14 protein-coding genes and 2 pseudogenes are annotated in these 17,456 nt (G+C 40.5%); 14 read left to right on the plus strand and 2 right to left on the minus strand.

What is annotated here, in order from left to right:
- Nucleotides 1-112 precede the first annotated feature (112 nt).
- Nucleotides 113-1,849, plus strand: coding sequence for an MBL fold metallo-hydrolase (locus VZF35_RS23540; RefSeq protein ID WP_407308840.1), 1,737 nt, complete (start codon nucleotides 113-115; stop codon nucleotides 1,847-1,849).
- A 25-nt stretch (nucleotides 1,850-1,874) separates the two neighbouring features.
- On the opposite strand, the gene VZF35_RS23545 is transcribed toward VZF35_RS23540, so the two are convergent.
- Nucleotides 1,875-2,465 carry an HD domain-containing protein gene (locus tag VZF35_RS23545; RefSeq protein ID WP_407308841.1) on the minus strand — a complete coding sequence of 197 codons (591 nt, stop codon included), beginning with the start codon at nucleotides 2,463-2,465 and terminating at the stop codon, nucleotides 1,875-1,877.
- A 222-nt stretch (nucleotides 2,466-2,687) separates the two neighbouring features.
- Here VZF35_RS23545 and VZF35_RS23550 point away from each other — a divergent pair, with 222 nt between their 5' ends.
- The 10 genes from VZF35_RS23550 to VZF35_RS23595 all read left to right on the plus strand — a co-directional run bounded on the left by VZF35_RS23550 (nucleotide 2,688) and on the right by VZF35_RS23595 (nucleotide 11,149).
- Entirely contained in the window at nucleotides 2,688-3,455 is a 768-nt protein-coding gene (locus VZF35_RS23550; RefSeq protein WP_407308842.1) for a DnaD domain protein, read from the plus strand.
- Between the two features lie 37 nt (nucleotides 3,456-3,492).
- Nucleotides 3,493-4,362 carry an ATP-binding protein gene (locus tag VZF35_RS23555; RefSeq protein WP_407308843.1) on the plus strand — a complete coding sequence of 290 codons (870 nt, stop codon included), beginning with the start codon at nucleotides 3,493-3,495 and terminating at the stop codon, nucleotides 4,360-4,362.
- Nucleotides 4,363-4,459: 97 nt separating this feature from the next.
- The gene (locus tag VZF35_RS23560; protein ID WP_407308844.1) at nucleotides 4,460-5,038 is read left to right on the plus strand and encodes a hypothetical protein; all 579 of its coding nucleotides are present in this window, start codon (nucleotides 4,460-4,462) and stop codon (nucleotides 5,036-5,038) included.
- 149 nt (nucleotides 5,039-5,187) lie between these two features.
- Nucleotides 5,188-5,925, plus strand: a complete 738-nt coding sequence (locus VZF35_RS23565) for a phosphatase (RefSeq protein ID WP_407308845.1) — start codon at nucleotides 5,188-5,190, stop codon at nucleotides 5,923-5,925.
- Nucleotides 5,926-6,116: 191 nt separating this feature from the next.
- Entirely contained in the window at nucleotides 6,117-6,782 is a 666-nt protein-coding gene (locus VZF35_RS23570; protein ID WP_407308846.1) for a hypothetical protein, read from the plus strand.
- A gap of 302 nt (nucleotides 6,783-7,084) precedes the next feature.
- Complete coding sequence (locus tag VZF35_RS23575; RefSeq protein WP_407308847.1) at nucleotides 7,085-7,669, plus strand: ANTAR domain-containing response regulator; 585 nt, start codon at nucleotides 7,085-7,087, stop codon at nucleotides 7,667-7,669.
- 59 nt (nucleotides 7,670-7,728) lie between these two features.
- A complete protein-coding gene (locus VZF35_RS23580) occupies nucleotides 7,729-8,151 on the plus strand; it encodes an OsmC family protein (RefSeq protein WP_407308848.1) in 423 nt (140 codons plus the stop codon).
- Between the two features lie 309 nt (nucleotides 8,152-8,460).
- On the plus strand, nucleotides 8,461-8,736 hold the full coding sequence (locus VZF35_RS23585; RefSeq protein WP_407308849.1) for a hypothetical protein: 276 nt from the start codon (nucleotides 8,461-8,463) through the stop codon (nucleotides 8,734-8,736).
- Nucleotides 8,737-8,841: 105 nt separating this feature from the next.
- Entirely contained in the window at nucleotides 8,842-9,807 is a 966-nt protein-coding gene (locus VZF35_RS23590; RefSeq protein ID WP_407308850.1) for a phosphodiester glycosidase family protein, read from the plus strand.
- A 31-nt stretch (nucleotides 9,808-9,838) separates the two neighbouring features.
- On the plus strand, nucleotides 9,839-11,149 hold the full coding sequence (locus tag VZF35_RS23595) for a hypothetical protein (RefSeq protein ID WP_407308851.1): 1,311 nt from the start codon (nucleotides 9,839-9,841) through the stop codon (nucleotides 11,147-11,149).
- 121 nt (nucleotides 11,150-11,270) lie between these two features.
- On the opposite strand, the gene VZF35_RS23600 is transcribed toward VZF35_RS23595, so the two are convergent.
- Nucleotides 11,271-14,018: a UPF0182 family protein gene (locus tag VZF35_RS23600; RefSeq protein WP_407308852.1), complete on the minus strand. Its 2,748-nt coding sequence runs from the start codon at nucleotides 14,016-14,018 to the stop codon at nucleotides 11,271-11,273.
- 203 nt (nucleotides 14,019-14,221) lie between these two features.
- Here VZF35_RS23600 and VZF35_RS23605 point away from each other — a divergent pair.
- The 3 genes and pseudogenes from VZF35_RS23605 to VZF35_RS23615 form a co-directional block, all read left to right on the plus strand.
- Nucleotides 14,222-15,026: pseudogene (locus VZF35_RS23605) on the plus strand (FAD-dependent oxidoreductase); the annotation flags it as partial.
- Nucleotides 15,027-15,284: 258 nt separating this feature from the next.
- On the plus strand, nucleotides 15,285-16,118 hold the full coding sequence (locus VZF35_RS23610; RefSeq protein ID WP_407308853.1) for an electron transfer flavoprotein subunit beta/FixA family protein: 834 nt from the start codon (nucleotides 15,285-15,287) through the stop codon (nucleotides 16,116-16,118).
- A pseudogene (locus VZF35_RS23615) lies at nucleotides 16,118-17,448 on the plus strand (FAD-binding protein). The gene VZF35_RS23610 and the pseudogene VZF35_RS23615 overlap by 1 nt, the downstream one beginning before the upstream one ends.
- The last annotated feature ends 8 nt before the right edge of the window (nucleotides 17,449-17,456 follow it).

The raw sequence follows: 17,456 nt of genomic DNA on the forward strand, positions 1-17,456 counted from the left end.
CTAAATTCCTCTGGAGGCTCCAAACAACCACTTTATCAGAGAATCTATTATCTAAATAATTAAATTGAAATTCGGGTCGATTAGCGCTGGATTTATGAGTGGAGGATTGTCAATGAAAATAAGCTTTTTTGGTGCAGCTCAAGTTGTAACTGGGTCATCGTTTCTCGTAGAATCTGGTGAATCTCGAATTTTGATTGATTGTGGAATGTTTCAAGGATCAAAGGCGCTTAAAGAGCTCAATTACGGAGACTTTCCCTTTAATCCTGCCAGTTTGGATGCCGTTATCTTGACCCATGCTCATACTGATCACTCAGGAATGCTTCCTAAGTTAGTGAAAGCCGGCTTTAAGGGACGCATTTGGGCTACACCGGAAACAATTAAGTTATGCTCTATAATGCTGCCTGACAGTGGTCACATTCAAGAAATGGAGGTAGAACGGAAAAATAGGAAACGTCTCAGAGCAGGACTTTCCCCGCTCGTCCCAATTTATACGGTCCAAGATGCTCTGAACACGATTCCATATTTTCAAGCCATAACTTACCAAGAGCTTGGTGAACTCGTTCCTACTGTGTCGTTTCAAATGTTTGATGCCGGTCATATTTTAGGATCAGCACATGTAGTGCTTCACGTAAAAGAATCAGATTTCAATAAGTCGATCGTATTTTCTGGCGATATTGGTAATGTTAATCAACCGTATCTTGAAGACCCCAGCATTTTAAGTGATGCTGAAATTGTTATCATGGAAACAACGTATGGAGACCGTCTCCATGATGACGGCGGTAAGAAACCAGATCGAGTAGAACAGCTGGCTGAAACGATACGTTCAACCTATGAGGCTGGAGGAAATCTAGTTATTCCTGCATTTGCCATAGAACGTACGCAGGATCTGCTTTATTATTTACGTAAACTGCAGGATGAACATCGTATACCTACTTTACCTGTATATATAGATAGTCCTTTAGCGATTGCAGCAACAAAGATATTTCAAGAAAATACAGAGCATTTCGATATAGAAACGCGTGAACTTATTAAGCACGGCAGCAGCCCATTTAATATGGCCAATGTTCATTTTAGTCAAACAGCTGAGGAGTCAATGGCCCTAAATGAGATAAATGGTGGTGCCATAATTATCGCTGCCAGTGGAATGGCTGATGCAGGACGAATTAAGCATCATCTTAAACATAATCTTTGGCGCGAGAATGCTACAGTTTTGTTTGTAGGCTATCAGGCCCAAGGAACTCTCGGCAGGCTTCTTTCCGAAGGAGCTGAAACTGTTACGATCCATGGGGAGAAAGTTGCAGTTAAAGCTCGAATAAGTCACATGGATGGTTTGTCAGCCCATGCTGATCAGGCTGAACTTCTTCATTGGCTTTCCCTTTTAGGGAAAAACGCAGAGCAAATTGTTCTTATCCACGGAGAATTCGAGGCTCAATCCGTTTTTTCAAATAAGGTTCAAGAAGCCTTTGGAAAAACCCCAGTTATTCCTCAATTGGGTGAAATGTTTGAATATAGATTAAATGAGATCGTCCGACATGCACCTCAAAAGGCCTGGATAGCAGAGGAGCCTTCCAATCAGCCGCAAGAGGCCCAACAGGGACATCCATCTAAGAGCTTTATCAAGGAATCTATACCTCAATCTGCTCCTATCCCAACAAAACCAACAAGACGTCTTGAAACTCACCATACTCGGGCTCAGTTCAATCGTGCCTACATTCGACTGCGACATCATCTTAAGAGGCTCTTGGATGAAGGTCAACGTACTCATAATTATGACCGGGCGGTTTATCTGCTCGATGGCTTAAACCATTGGCTTGAAGAGCAAGAGCGAGCAAGCGGCCGTAATTCTTAACTGCTCGTAAGAAATACCTGCAAATTCAAATCCAGGCAAACTCTGCGGTTTGTCGTTTTATACCAGCTAGAAAACGAAGAGTTTCTTCTCGACGCTTAATAGCTAAACGTTTCCCTGCTTTGGTGGATACTTTATCAGGCAGTGCATCAGCGAAGAGACGAGCTCTGTCAACGGCTTGCTCAGGTGTTTGGATCAGCTCATCTTGTCCCACTAAGCTAAATAATCTCATCAAGCCGATATTTCCTAAATTATCCAGAATGTCAGATTCTCGCAAATATACCGCCTCATCGCTCCTGCCTGGCTCAGAATAATACATGTGGTTTTCAACAGCATCTAAAACCAGAGGCAGTTTATCCGCTGAAAACATAAGCTGTTGTAAAAGATTTGCCGAGACTCCTTTAGATCGTAAAGCGTGGTCAACATTTTTTATGGCATAGATAGGATATTTTCCTGTATCATGGAGCATTGCGGCAGTAAATAAGGCTTCATCATCGAGTGTCAAATGAGTGGAAAGTTCTTTTGCCAAATGATATACTCTAAAGCAATGTTTAATTCCCCAGGCTGGATGCGCACCTGATTTGTCAACGATTTGGATAAGTTCTTGCCGGAACTCCATAAATTTGGCCTCCTTAGTTTCTTTTCCAGACTATATACGCCAAAGGGTCCCTAAAATCCTCCTAAAATATGGTAATAAATTGACTTAAAATCACCCTCTAATATAGTAAATTAGACATTTTATAGCTTAATAAGCTTAGTAACTTGTTTTTAGGAAGGATAGCTTGCAAAAGAGAGAATATGCTATGAATTATTTAATGGATATACCTAGGGAGTGATATTAATGAATAAGGTAAGTGTTTATGGGAGCTTCACACAAGCTCTTTTCTTTTCCGGTGTCGTTTCAGTTCCCAAATACCTTTTGACTCACTATAAAGTCATTGGTTTAACAGATCGTGAAGTTATGATCTTGCTTCAAATTTTATGTGATGCTGAGATGAATCCCTATCCTTCGTTAGCGTCCCTAGCAGCTCGTATGACTGCTTCATTATCCGACATTGAAGAGAGTGTAGGTCATCTGGTAGAACAAAATTTATTGTCAATTGAACGATATTGGAGTCCTACTGAAGAAAAATGGTTAAATAGTTATCGTTTCGTCGGATTGATTGATGAACTAGCTGAACTATGGGCTATTGAACGTTCCCAACAATTAGAGGAAGAACGAGTTCTACGTCAGACTCAATCGATGTCAAATACTTCTCCGGCTATGCCTGTGAAATCATCAATGGAAAATTTAGTTCGAGTTTTTGAGTCAGAGTTAGGCAGGCCTCTGACAAGTATCGAGTGTGAGAATTTTGATCGTTGGTTGTCGTCCCATTTTTCGGAAGAACTTATTATTGAAGCCTTAAGAAGAGGAGTCAGTGCGGGGATTCGAAATTTTCGCTACTTGGATTCAATACTTCGGGAATGGGAAAAAAAGGGATTACGCACAAAAGCTGAGATTGAAGCGGAAGATGCCTATTTTCAATCCCGGCAGGAAAAGAAAACCTCTAGACCGAAAAAACAAGGACCTAAAACTTCTTCTAACAAATATGATAACTTTTATCTCTAGTTCATAGAGTTGTAATTTTGTTTGGGAGGGTTTTAAGATGAAACGTGTCAAAGATCTCTTAAATAATAATGCCCTGGTTACAGAAGCCGAAATTAAGTCTGATTTAGTTAGGACTTTGAATCTTCAATCAAAGTCTTTAACACCCAATAAGCTTCCCGAAACAGGGCAGGACGCTCCATCTAACGAAAAGTACAAATGTCCACTTTGCCAGGATCGAGGGATCTTGCTCGAAGGAGATGTAGCTTACCCTTGTAGTTGTATGAACATAAGAAAATTAGAGAATCAATTTCGCACTGCTCGAATTTCACGAGATTTGAAAAAATGTCGGTTCGAAAATTTCAGATTTGATTATTATCTTTCTGATGCAGACGATCACCTTCACCGTGAAAGTGCCATAAAAGCTCTGAGGGCGGCCCAAAGTTTTGTGGATGAATGCCGTTATAATCCTAATGCTCTTGGGTTAATGTTTTCCGGTCCTGTAGGGTCGGGAAAAACCTTTCTGGCAGCAGCAATTGCCAATGAGCTCATGGAGGCTCAGCATCAGGTCCTCTTTTTGGTTGTCCCAGATCTCTTAGATGAATTAAGAGCAACTTTTAAGTCGGATGTCAATGAATTTGATTTACTTGACACTGCCCGATCGATTCCAATACTGATTCTGGATGACTTAGGGGCTCATAATTACACCGATTGGACCCGTAACCGTTTGTATTCGATTATTAACTACCGGATGAATGAACAGTTACCAACGATTATCACTTCAAATCTATCACTTGAGGAAATGGAAGAGTATTTAGGGGTACGTACAACTTCAAGAATTATTCAGTCAACGCGCATTTTTCGTTTAACAGTTCACAAAGATATACGGCATCAGCTATATCAAGAACGTGAAAGTAAACCGAAAAAGTAAATTAAATTTTATGATAAAATTTTCAAAACGTATGCATGTCTTTAAACGGACATGCATACGTTTTTTATAGAAAAATTAATATAGGAGGTTTTCAGCTTTGACCAAAATTGTAGCGCTCAACCGCAAATACATCGCTTTGGTGACCTGTGTTTTACTAATTGGTCTAATAGGTATCGCGGGGTATTCACTTTGGCAGAATAAGCAAGCAAGTGTCTCTAAGATTAATGGTACGCCTGAAATTCAAATGTTAGGAGTCGCTGTGGAACCAACCTCAATTGTCAAAGATCTAACGTATGGCAATGTTACTCTCAAAGGGGTGCAGGTTATTACCAGTAAAACGTTTGATTTAATTGTAACGGTTCAAAATACGACTGCTAAAAAAATCACTAATATTCCAGTTGAGCTGCAAGTATCACTGGCTGGGGATGAGACCAAGAAAGTAACGTCACCAGGGACGCTGCCTTCTTTAGAACCAGGCGCGACAGCTCGTGTTGCATTTCGTCAGATCAAATGTTTAGGGGATGCTTTAGGAAAAAGTGCTACTGCTGGGCAGCATATAATGACGGTAAGGATTAAATCAAATCCCGTTGGAGGCCTAGACCAAGCTACTGAAGCAAGCTTCCGTTTCGTAGTAGATTCAACCGTTAAGGCTCCTGCAGCAGCAGGTAAACGTTAGACAAATCAAGTATGAAGCAATATTGTTCTTTGGGAAGAGGATTATACCAAATTTGGTATAGTCCTTTTTCAGTGTGTAGACTGCTCCGATCAAGTCAACTTTGCTTAAAAACTTTCGATGGTGTTATAATAATCTGGAGGTGTTGCATTATGGAGATGCTAGTAGATCTACATACACATACTATTTCAAGCGGGCATGCTTATAGCACTATTTCAGAAAATGCTTTAGCTGCTTCGCGTAAAGGACTAAAACTTTTAGGAATGACAGATCATGGTCCCAGTATGCTAGGGGCTCCGTCTCTTTACCATTTTGGAAATCTATCGATTTTACCACAGGAACTTTATGGGGTCGCGATTTTACCAGGGGTAGAGGCCAACATTATCAGCCATGAAGGAGAATTAGATATACCAGCTAACTATTTGGTTCGGATGAAACTTGTTCTCGCCGGACTTCATGAGTTTTGTTATCCTGGTGGAACCGTTGAACAAAATACTCAAGCATACATCAAGGCGATGGAAAATCCTTTTACAGATATGATGGTTCACCCGGGACGTCCAGAATTCGAACTAGACCTTGAAAAAATTGCTCATAAGTCGGCTCAATTAAATGTGCCTGTGGAGATTAACAACAGTTCTCTGTCTTCCGGTAAAAAAATTACTCAAGAAAATTGTCATCGCTTTGCGAGATATATGGCAAAATACAAGGGACCTGTCATTTTAGGAAGTGACGCTCACTATTGGGATCGTGTCGGAGTATTCGATCGTTCTCTTGAACTGATTCGAGACGTCGGAATTAAGGATGATCAAGTATTTAATACATCACCAGATCGGGTTCTTGATTATTTAGTCATGAGGCGCAAAAAACGTTTTAACACACAGAGTGCCTGATTCCATATAAGAAAAGAAGAGTTATCATGAAGATTGTTGAAAAAGAAGGCACTTGGCCTTCTTTTTCAATAGGCTGATCTTATAGTGATTTTACAAAAAATTTGTTTCACAAAATTATTTATAGTACAATGAGTTTTGTGGTTAAACTAGAAGAACTAATAATTATAGTTTTTAAGAAGTAAGAAAAGGACGTGTCAGAGTTGTTTAATAAAGAAAGGCAGATCGATCGTGAACGCTTGGCTGGAGCTATCATAATCATGAGTTTATTGGTGATCTTCCTGTCAATGCTAAGTATCAGGTATCTGGATGTGAAAATATCGAATATCGAAGTGGTTGACGGCGATTTATACACTGTTGTCACGGATAACGGCCCTATAAATGTAGACAAAAGTGAGATTTTGAGGATAGAAAAGACTTATACGAAAGCTAGTATTACAGGTACTCCTGTAGAACTGGATAAAATTTATACGACACAGGGTTTTATTTATTTTTCGTCGCTGGATTCGTTTTATAAAATTGGGCAACAACTTATTAAATCCGTCGACAATGAAAAAAAACCGGTTTGGATTCTTTCTGATAAAACGACGATCACGGATGCTACGCCGAACGAACTGCAAAACGCCAATCTTAAACTCATTCAACCATTTAGTTATGCTATCGGTACTCCATCTAACCTTATTTCCATCGTTTTCACGCTGATATTTTTGCAATATCTGGCGTTCGCTTTTGGTGGGATTGCTCTCTTTGTCTTGATTTTCCCGCTTAAAATTGATTCTGCAAAACATACTGTTTCTTCAGTTCAACAAGATTCTGAATTTTGCTCAACGGACGAACATATTGGTGCAGTAGCTAAATAATAATTATTTGAAAAGAACGCTCTTCGCGAGCGTTTTTTCATACTGTCATGACTAATAAATACCAAAGACAGCATCAATCAATGTCCCTAACTAAAAGATCTAAAAATCTAACATACATTCATAAACTTTCTGGAAACATAAGTTCAGTGAACTCGATATCTATCTCATACGTATGAGTTGATGACAGTGCCAATATCATCCGCCAAGTTCTCTAGCAGGGAAATGAGTAGTCATTGTCGAAGAAATTAATACAATTGTTAACTCTCAACTACTAACTACGGAATTGAAATGGGTGATTTCGAATGAAAAGGGCTATATTAGTATCTGGAAAAGCTTCATTGATCCAGGAAATAAAATCCATGTTGCCCTTAGCTAATTATCAACTCCTAGCTACAACCGATAATGGTATGGAAGCCTTACGTTTTATTCACCGCTTTGAGCCGGATCTTATTATTATGGGATGGAACCTTCGGGGACTAAGTTCGTCAGAAGTTCTCCAAAATCTTGTATTACAGCATCTTTGTCCTATCGTCGTTGTCCTAAATCAAGAAGAGCATTATCTTCTTTCAGAAGTAATAGAAGCAGATGCTCACCATGTGATTGTATACCCCTGGCGCGTGTTAGAAATGGTAGCCGGTATACAGATGGCTGAGCATCGTTATCAGCGAGAATCTGAGCACCTACAGCAGATACAGCGCTTAGAAGATGAACTCAAAACACGTAAGCTAATTTTTCAGGCAATGTTGTTCATTATTCAAGAGCAAGGAATTACAGAACAGGCTGCCTATAAAGCGCTTCGTAATCAGGCGATGGCAACACGTAAATCTTTGAGAACTGTAGCTCAAGATGTCATAAAAGGGGTATGGTTACCAAGTATTAACGAATGATTTTCGAGTTTTTAAACGAAGCTTGCGGATGGAAATTTATGTAAAAAGGAGTGCTTTTTATGAAAGTGTCTGTAAAACATATTAAAGGGATGCATTTTCAAGGTGAAGGAAGTTCCAAAATGGTTACTCATATTGATACAGCTGTGACGGCCGGAGGATCAGGACACGGTTCTAATCCAATGGAACTGTTATTAATGGCTATAGCGGGTTGCAGTGGTATGGATATAGTATCAATACTTGGCAAAATGCAAGTTAAATTTCAACGGTTTGAGACGACGGTAGAAGGAGAAAGGGCTAGCGATCATCCAAAAGTATTCAAGGATATTGAAGTAGTCTATAAGTTTTGGGGCGAATCTCTTCCTGAAGATAAATTGCAGCGAGCCGTTCAGCTTTCCATGAAGAAATATTGCAGTGTGGCGAATATGGTCGATAAAGCAGCAAATTTAACCTATCGGATTGAAGTAAATCCTGATCAAGAATAGAACTCGGCGCAAGCCGAGTTTTTTCTACTGTCAGGAAGTATTACTTCGTTGAATACTTCCTTCCCATAAGGTTAGTTCGGCGGCCCTGGCTGCAGATTGCCGAGTATCCATTGAGCCAAGTATGACGAGAAGGACCGGCTGCGCCAAAGGCTAACGAGTGCGACGATAGTGTCTTGGGCACCAGCAAAGTTTTTTGTGTAATAAATGTTCCCAATGGATACCTCAAAGACAATCCTTGCTTGAGTTAATATGTTTTGTTATACTTATTACGGTGTACCACCATATTTTGATGACGAATGAGGATGAAGAATGTCAATAATACTGATGGTCTTAAGAAGCATATTTATTATCTCTGTAGCGCTTTATCTCTACTACTTTACTAAAAGAAAAAAACATAATGTCTCAATTTATTTATGGGTCATCATTATTGTCGGTATGACCTCGGGATTACTCATCCAACTTCTTGGAGTTTATCTTGGAACTGCTCAATGGTCTTCTATTCAGATTAGCAGTTACTTTTATCTGGCATTAATTATTTATTCTATATGGAAGCTAATCGATGAACTGAAAAAACGAGGTCAATAAGGGTTTGAGGCCGCAAAACTGCGGCTTTGTTTTTTGAAGAGTTTATTCGTTGATAAACTTACAGTTTAAATTTTCATGAGATTAGAGAAGGAGAAAAGGGATTATATGAAGAAAAAGCGTACTGTCAGAATGAAAAAGATTTTGGCCTTTGTAGGCTATAATCTAATTTTTGCTGCTGTTCTTTCTCCGTTTATTCTGTTCTGGGGACCATTCCAGGCACTCAAAACTGTTGCCGTGGGTTCTGTTTATACTTCGCGTCATCCACAGGTTGTCAAAGCCTTTTTATCACAAGATGAGATTGATAAAATTATGAATAGTAATAATGGCAGCGGAGTCAGCACAGGTCAAGACATTTCACGGAATAGTGTTGTCAATGATACAACTTCAGGAATTACGATCGAAGATATACAAGGTCCAAGCTTTAAAGGTAAAGTAATGTTGATTAAAGATCCTAAACGTGTAAAGTTGGCAGTGACTAAAGAAATTGGCACGACAGGGGAGCGAGTCAGTGATCTTGTTCAAGATATGGGAGCGATCGCGGGAATTAATGCCGGAGGATTTTATGATCCTAACGGTAAAGGAAACGGAGCCTTCCCTGATGGACTGACTGTCCAAAATGGTAAATTAGTTCATAATAATGTTGGCAATCAAACTGTTAATATTGTAGGGTTTGATGACCAAGGGAATTTGGTGATCGGTGATATGACCGCCAGCCAGATCGAAGAGAAACACATCCAAGAGGCGGTGTCTTTTGAACCGAATTTAATAGTAAATGGCAAGTCAGTGATTTCTGGAGATGGAGGATGGGGGATTGCTCCACGGACAGGAATAGGACAAATGGCCGATGGAACTGTGATCTTCGTAGTAATCGATGGCCGTCAGCCAACGTGGAGCATCGGAGCAACCCTGAGAGATCTCATGAATGTCTTTAATGATTATCATGCTGTCAATGCTGTTAATCTGGATGGAGGTTCTTCTTCAGAACTCGTCTATAATGGGAAAGTCCAAAACAAGCTTTGGGATATTTTTGGTGAACGTTATATCCCAACTGCGTTTGTCGTCACCCCTTAAACTTGAATCTCTGTGAAAAAGGAGAAATCTCATGAAGAAGAAACTGCGAATTATCACCGTCTGGACATTAATTTCCTTGCTTTTGCAATATGGGGCATATTCTTATTTAAACAATAAAGTTAAACAAGTTATGAATCCCAAAACAAACACCGCTCCAATCACCCTTCAACTCAAAGCTGAAATCCCAGGATCAAACCTGACTAATATTCAAGTTTCCTATGCAAAGGATTATATTGCCTATACTGAAAGTGGTACTTTCAAAGTCTTTAATCTTAAAAAGGAAAAGGTTGTTTTTGAAAAAGCGGCCCCTTCAAACGACAAATCGTTGGGAGTCTTAACCTACCAATGGTTGCCTGACAGAAATACGCTGTTGTATTTTTATGCTAAGAAAAACCCTAATCCCGTAAGCTATGTTACCGTTTATCCTACCAAAACTGAACCGCAAAAAACCACTCAGACACAGACTACGACACAGACTCCTACAAGTACAGATCCTAAAACGGAAGACCCCAATGAAAAAACCAATAGTAAAACTAATGATAAAAGCACGTCCAAAGAACCGGCCAAGGTTGAAACTAAGGAAACGCCGGCACAACCTCATGTTGAGAAACGTTATAACAACCCACAAATTACTGAGTTGTATTCCCTGGAACTTCCAGATAGTGATGACGTCACCACTGCACCGGATGATCGTTTCAATCAAACGATTGATAGTTTTCCTGCAGGTGGTAAAATCGAGGAATTAGTGGTTTCCACCTTCACCAATCTGATGTACCTCACAGTAAAAAGTGAATCGTCCGAATTACTTCTTGAAATCGATGTCATGAAAAATGTTAAAACCTTGAGCAAATCAGGAGAAACTATTGATAACATGTCGGCCTCCGACCGATATGGAACCCTTTATATTGACAGTAAAGTAGGATCTACTCATCAGGTTTTGGCCTTAGATAGTTCAAAACGTGTTACCATTTCCAAAAACAATTCCGACCAGATCTTGGGTATTAGAGACGGAAATGTTTATATCGGTGAAGTGAAAGACAATCAATTGGTCAAAATTAAAACGACCGATGACCTTACCCACGTGACCAGTAACCCTTCCTTAAAAACCGAATGGGAAGGTACCATCCCCTTTGATGATTCTGTACGAACTCTCATCGGAGCAGATGGCCAAGTTGTAGTTTATGACAATCAAACTGCCTACATTGTTACCAATGGTAAGCTTTCAGAAGTTAAATTGCATGGAGATGAAAACTACGTTTCAGTTGATGGTGCAGAATTAATTCAACTTACAAAGGACGGGAATTCTACCATTGCTGAGCTGCAGCCGCTCAAATCTAATTAAGATAAGAGTAGTTTAAACTATGACTTAAAGAAAAGGAGCCGATGAAGGCTCCTTTTCTTGATTAGCTAAGTCTCACTGAAGTCAAGTTATATGGATAAGAGATGAGTTATAACGCATTTGGTCATTGAGCAGGATTTGGTGAATTCTGTATGTCTTTAAGTTGAGTTTCCAAATTATCAAGTATGTCACGGATCTGATTCATTTGATCAAGAATCGAAGAGATGGATTGTGATTGATTCGCTGGAGTTTGGGTTTGTGGCGGTGTAATTGGCTGAGAAGCACTTTGTCCAGGTGTCGTTGGCTGTGGCGTTCCCTCTCCGAAAATCTGAGTCAATGCTGAACCTAAATTTTCAGTCATAACTAATTGATCTTGATAGGCGAGCACGACTCGTTTCATTTCAGGGATACTCCCTCCCTTATCGGATTGGAGAAAAATAGGTTCGACATATAGGAAGTTTCCTCCAATAGGAAGGGCTAAAATATTTCCTCGGATGACACTGGAACCTTTTTGATCCCAGAGGGCAAGCTGCTTGGAAATATCTGGATCCTGATCGATGCGGGATTCAATTTGCAAAGGGCCATCGACCTCAATATTTTTCGGAAGTTTAAAGAGTAATAATTGGCCATAATGGCTACCGTCCATTCGTGCTGCCATCCAAGAGACCATGTTATTCCGAGAATTAGAAGAGCTTGAGGCAGGAGTAAAAGGTAACATGAGTACAAACTCTGGTTTTGTTTCTCCGGGAAGCGTCATAATCGTATAATAAGGATCAACATTTTGGGGATTGGATTGGTAAAGTTCTTTGGCAATGTCCCACGCATCTTCTTTATTATAGAATACTGAGGAATCTGTCATGTGAAATGTTTTTAGCATATTACTTTGGACATTAAAGAGCGTTTCAGGATATCTCAGGTGGCTTTTTAATGACGCAGGGAAATTTGTAAAATCTTTAAATACACCGGGGAAAATACTCATGTATGTTCTTAGGATTGGATCTTGAGGATCAATAGCATAAAAATCAACAGTTCCGTCATTAGCATCGATAACGACCTTCACGGAGTTTCGAATATAATTAAAATCTTGGTCTAAGTATTTGTTTGAATAAGGTAAAGCAGCCGAGGTGGTGTAGGCATCAATAATCCATTTTAGCCGGCCATTATCAATGACCATGTAAGGGTCAGAGTCATACGTTAGAAAGGGAGCCAGTTTTTGAACTCGTTCTTTAATGTTGCGATAAATCAGCATTTTACTACTTGAGGTCACTTCATTCGCCAGATAAAATCGCGCAGTACCATGGCTTAAGGAGAGCATTAATTTGTTAATAGGGGTAAAGGGAATGCCTGTTTTGCCTGTATAAGATGTTTCTGAATTGGTATCCCCTTGAGGGTAATCAAACTCTTTGACCGAAGTATCAGCAACAACCCAGTCATTTGTTAGTTCTCCATAGTATATCCGCGGTTCTTTGAGTTTGAGTTCCGGGAAATCCGTAACCGGAGGCACGTCACGAATGGCGAAAGATGGAAGTCCTTCAGTGCTGACTGCATTGGCAAATGAGGCAGCAACGCCGTAACCATGAGTATATTTGAACCTTAAATTAACAAAGGTTTGAGCCTTTGGATCTAAATCAGGTGTGGAAATTTCGCGGGGTCCCAGCATAACCTGTCGATATTCCCCATTTATAGTGTAACGGTCAATATCTATATCATTAAATTTATAGTAAAGGCGAATTCCTTGCTTCTGAGTGAACGTTTGCAGCAATGGACGGGTATCGTTAAGCCGGATATTATTGAGAGTTCCTTGATCAGACTTTAAAGCGTTTATGGTTATTGGTGTATTGCCAGGGTAATCAATTTCTGAGATATGGTTCAAACCATATCCATATCGGGTCATTTCAATTTCGTGCTGGATGTAGGGTTGTTCTTTTGTCAGCTCATTAGGAATAACAATAAACGATTGCAGTAATGTTGGAAAAATACCGTAAATTAGAATTCCTATCGTAAAGATTCCCGCAACCGGAACGGTTAACAAGCGAGGGTCTTTAAATGTTTGGGCAATGATCGCTGAGGTAAACCCGACAATGCTGATACCTATCAGAACTTTAAGTGCGGGTAATGTCGCTGTTAAATCAGCCCAGCCTGCACCAACGACATGCCCGTGGACGGAATAAAGTAGCTGAAATATGTCAAGATAATAACCAAAGGCTTTGAGAGCAAAAAGAATACCAATTAATAGGGCAAGATGTTTTCGAGCACTTGCAGTTATATCCACAGACCCTTTGCGCCAAAATTTCAGCGAGTGGAATTTTAATACTCTTGTAACGAAATAAAAGATTGCGGTAAATAGGGTGAGAAGAAACAGAGGACCAAAAAAGGCATTAAATAATGTTTTCAAAAAAGGCAATTGAAAGAAATAAAACGCTAAATCCTTACCAAATATGGGATCTGCCTGCCCAAAGGGTGTAGCGTGAATAAAGGATAAAACGTCTAACCAGCCGGTAAAACCGGCAACAAAGCTTACGCCGAAACTTACTATAGCCGAAATAACGAGTAACCAAACGGTCACTTTTCGTTGGCTTAGGCTCAGAACTGGCCGATTCATATCGTGCACCAAACGTAAACGAAGCCTTAGACGTTCATTGACAAACGTCACTATGGCATGGCGTACAGAGAATAGAGTTCCGGCTATGAAAATGAAAAGTATTGTCCCATTAACAGCTTGGAAAAGCACCTTACTTAAGAGAGGTGTCCAAAACAGTTGAGGATAGCCAAGATCTTTAAACCACAGCCAATTTTCAAATAACCCGCTTGATGCTGTTAGCAAAACAACAATTAGGAAAAGGCCAATAATAATTTTGGCAAAACGTTGCAACAAAAATACCTCCTTCAAACCCAATCAATAAAATAATATTCTAATGGATTGTATTGGTTATATTCTTCCCAACAAATAAAAATCCCTCCCAAAATTTTTAGAAATGTGATTTGAGTTCTTTCAAAATTTAGTATTATTATGCTATAATATTTCATAATACCCATAAGGGGTATGTATTGGAACTCAAAGAGGAGTGTTTATGAATGTATGACGTTCTTATCGTGGGAGCGGGTCCCGCAGGCCTGACAGCAGGAATTTATGCCTCTCGTGGAGGACTTAAAGCAGCTATTGTTGAGTTAGCAATGCCAGGTGGACAGGCAGCTTCAACAGAGAAGATTGAAAACTATCCAGGATTTCCGGAGGGGGTTAATGGATATGAACTTATGAATGCGTTTCATCAGCAAGCTTTGTCCTTTGGTGTAGAATTTATATTTGAAGAAGTCCAAACCCTTGATCTCAAGGACACAGTGAAGAAACTTCAAACAGACAGCAGAGTCTTAGAAGCAAAATCAATTATAATTGCTGCAGGCTCCAAACCACGCTTGTTAGCTGTTCCTGGCGAAGATTTCTTTAAAGGAAGGGGAGTCTCCTATTGCGCAACGTGTGACGGAGCTTTCTTCCGGGAAGAAGGTTGTCGTAGTTGGCGGCGGAGATGCAGCCATCGAAGAAGGAGTATACCTTACAAGGTTTGCAGATGAAGTTATCATTATTCATCGTCGTGAAGGTTTCCGTGCTTCCCAGATTGTCATAAATCGAGCAAAAGAGAATCCGAAAATTCGATTTGAACTAAATTATGTTGTTGAGGAAATCCTTGGTTCGGATCATGTTGAAGGTGTCCGAATTTGTAATGTTCTTGACTCAACCAAGCAGGAAATTCCAGCTGATGGAGTATTCATTTATGTTGGAACAGATCCTAATGTGCAATTTATTCACGGTGAGATAAAAACAGATGAAAGAGGGTATATTTATACTAATCAATACTTACAAACCAATATTGAGGGGGTGTACGCAGCAGGCGATATTCGCAACACTCCATTGCGTCAAGTTGCGACGGCGGTAGGCGATGGTGCATTAGCTGCCAATGAGGTTGAGAAGTATCTTTCAGAGATGCAAAACAAGTAAGTGATACGTCAAATGAACTTTTAGTATCATGGAGTAGTGTAAACCTTGATATTTCAGATAGTATGTACTATGCTGTAATGTAGCTGAAATAATAATTTCATATCAAACAATTAAAACTATTAATTAATAGAGGGGGGAAGTTCTATGCATTTTGTAGTCTGCCTAAAACAAGTACCAGATACATCTGAAGTACGAATCGATCCGAATACCAATACCCTCATGCGGGAGGGGGTACCTTCTATCATCAATCCATATGATGCCCATGGTTTAGAAGAAGCAATTCGTTTAAAAGAAAAAGTTGGAGGTAAAGTAACTATCGTCAGTATGGGCCCCCCACAAGCCAAAGAAGCTTTGAAAAAAGCCATGTCTTTTGGGGCTGATCGTGCAGTTCTCCTAAGTGATCGTTCATTCGGCGGCTCAGATTCCTTGGCAACTGCCTATATTCTTTCATCTGCCCTTAAGAAGATTCATGAAACTGAACCGATTGATTTAGTTTTCGCCGGAAAAGAGGCGATCGATGGCGATACAGCTCAAACAGGTCCTGGTATCGCCCAACGACTTGGCTTTTCCCAATTGACCTATGCAATTAAAGTTAAGGATCTGACCGAAACAACAGTAACTGTGGAGCGAAAGACAGAAAGCGGCCGTCAAATAGTTGAGGCCCAGCTGCCTGCTCTAATTACTGTTGAAAAGGAATTAAATGATTTGCGTTATGCATCCCTTCCCAATATGATGAAAGCCGCTGCTTATGAACCAGAAATGTGGAATGTTAACTCCCTGCCTTTTGATATGACACAAATGGGCCTTAAAGGATCTCCAACGAGTGTCTCCCGTATTTTTGCACCTCCTGGACGCTCTGGCGGAGAGATTATTGACGGTACGAAAGACCCTTCGGGGATTGCTGCATCGGTCGTTCAAAAACTTTTCCAACAAAATGTCATCATGGTCAATCCCCTCATGAAGGGAGGTAAACACTAATGACGGTAGCTGTTGATAAAACAAAATGTATCGGTTGTGGAGCCTGTGTCATGGAATGCTCACTTGAAGCCATTGATCTTGTCGATGGACTCGCAGTTCCTGATCCTAAGAAGTGTAAAGACCTCGGGGCTTGTGTTAAAGTGTGCCCGACGAACGCCTTATCCCTTTCCATTCAACACCAGGCAAACCCTGAACAGATTTCCCCTGAAGCAGGTTCAAAGTTTAATCTGAAAGACCCCTGCCTGATTCTGTCAGTGATTATTCCCAAGGTAATGAGAAGAAGACGATCCGTTCTCAAGTGCCTCCCGTTGCAGGCGGGGATGTGTGGAGTGGAGTTTGGGTTATCATTGAATACAGCAACGGAAGGGTTGCCCCTGTATCCTGGGAGTTGCTGGGTGAAGGCCGTAAGCTTGCTGATTCACTGGGCTGCGAACTTTGCGGAGTAATCACAGGGTACCAGGTTGAGGGCGTGATTCCCGAAGCGTTTGCTTATGGTGCTGAGAAAGTTTATGTTATAGATCATCCAGTACTTAAGGATTATCGTACAGAACCTTATGCCGAAGCAATTACGGATTTGGTTCGCAAATATCAACCAGAAATTATTTTGATGGGTGCGACTTCAATGGGACGAGATGTCTTCCCCGCTGTTGCCACGAAAATGCAAACAGGTCTAACGGCTGATTGCACAGTCTTAGGAATTGATCCCGAGACGAAGCTTCTCCAACAAACCCGGCCTGCGTTTGGCGGGAACATTATGGCGACGATACTTTGCCGCACAAGACGCCCTCAAATGGCAACCGTTCGGCCTAGGGTTATGGAAATGCCTGCCCGAGTTGAAGGTCGAACAGGGGAACTTATTCATGAAGAATTCACGTTAACAGAGAGTGATTTCCGTACAAAAGTTTTAGAGTTTATTCCAGCAGATGCTAAGAGCGCTTTTTTGGATAAAGCTGAAATTATTGTCGCTGTAGGCCTGGGAATTGCCGCCAAACGTAATTTGGTTTTGGCAGAAGAATTGGCGGACGCTTTAGGTGCCACTCTTGCCGGATCCCGTGGAGCTGTTGAGGCCGGATGGCTAAACCATGATCAACAAGTTGGGCAATCAGGAGTTACGGTTCGCCCCAAGGTATATATTGCTATTGGGATTTCCGGAGCGATTCAACATTTAGTAGGCATGGAAACTTCAGATTTCATTATTGCCATTAACAATGACCCAGAGGCACCAATTTTAAGGGTCGCTAATTATGGTATTGTTGGAGACCTTTTTCAAATAGTACCGGCATTGACAGCGGAATTCAAAAAACGCCTTCAACACGGCGTGGCTAATTAAGGAGGGGC

The sequence above is a fragment of the Desulfosporosinus paludis genome (genome assembly GCF_045689965.1).
Lineage (GTDB): Bacteria > Bacillota > Desulfitobacteriia > Desulfitobacteriales > Desulfitobacteriaceae > Desulfosporosinus > Desulfosporosinus paludis.

What these genes read in the sequence shown, in the direction of transcription:
- VZF35_RS23540 (WP_407308840.1), top strand. Translation starts at nt 113, where the DNA reads ATGAAAATAAGCTTTTTTGGTGCAGCTCAAGTTGTAACTGGGTCATCG.
- VZF35_RS23545 (WP_407308841.1), bottom strand. Translation starts at nt 2,465, where the DNA reads ATGGAGTTCCGGCAAGAACTTATCCAAATCGTTGACAAATCAGGTGCG.
- VZF35_RS23550 (WP_407308842.1), top strand. Translation starts at nt 2,688, where the DNA reads ATGAATAAGGTAAGTGTTTATGGGAGCTTCACACAAGCTCTTTTCTTT.
- VZF35_RS23555 (WP_407308843.1), top strand. Translation starts at nt 3,493, where the DNA reads ATGAAACGTGTCAAAGATCTCTTAAATAATAATGCCCTGGTTACAGAA.
- VZF35_RS23565 (WP_407308845.1), top strand. Translation starts at nt 5,188, where the DNA reads ATGGAGATGCTAGTAGATCTACATACACATACTATTTCAAGCGGGCAT.
- VZF35_RS23575 (WP_407308847.1), top strand. Translation starts at nt 7,085, where the DNA reads ATGAAAAGGGCTATATTAGTATCTGGAAAAGCTTCATTGATCCAGGAA.
- VZF35_RS23580 (WP_407308848.1), top strand. Translation starts at nt 7,729, where the DNA reads ATGAAAGTGTCTGTAAAACATATTAAAGGGATGCATTTTCAAGGTGAA.
- VZF35_RS23585 (WP_407308849.1), top strand. Translation starts at nt 8,461, where the DNA reads ATGTCAATAATACTGATGGTCTTAAGAAGCATATTTATTATCTCTGTA.
- VZF35_RS23590 (WP_407308850.1), top strand. Translation starts at nt 8,842, where the DNA reads ATGAAGAAAAAGCGTACTGTCAGAATGAAAAAGATTTTGGCCTTTGTA.
- VZF35_RS23595 (WP_407308851.1), top strand. Translation starts at nt 9,839, where the DNA reads ATGAAGAAGAAACTGCGAATTATCACCGTCTGGACATTAATTTCCTTG.
- VZF35_RS23610 (WP_407308853.1), top strand. Translation starts at nt 15,285, where the DNA reads ATGCATTTTGTAGTCTGCCTAAAACAAGTACCAGATACATCTGAAGTA.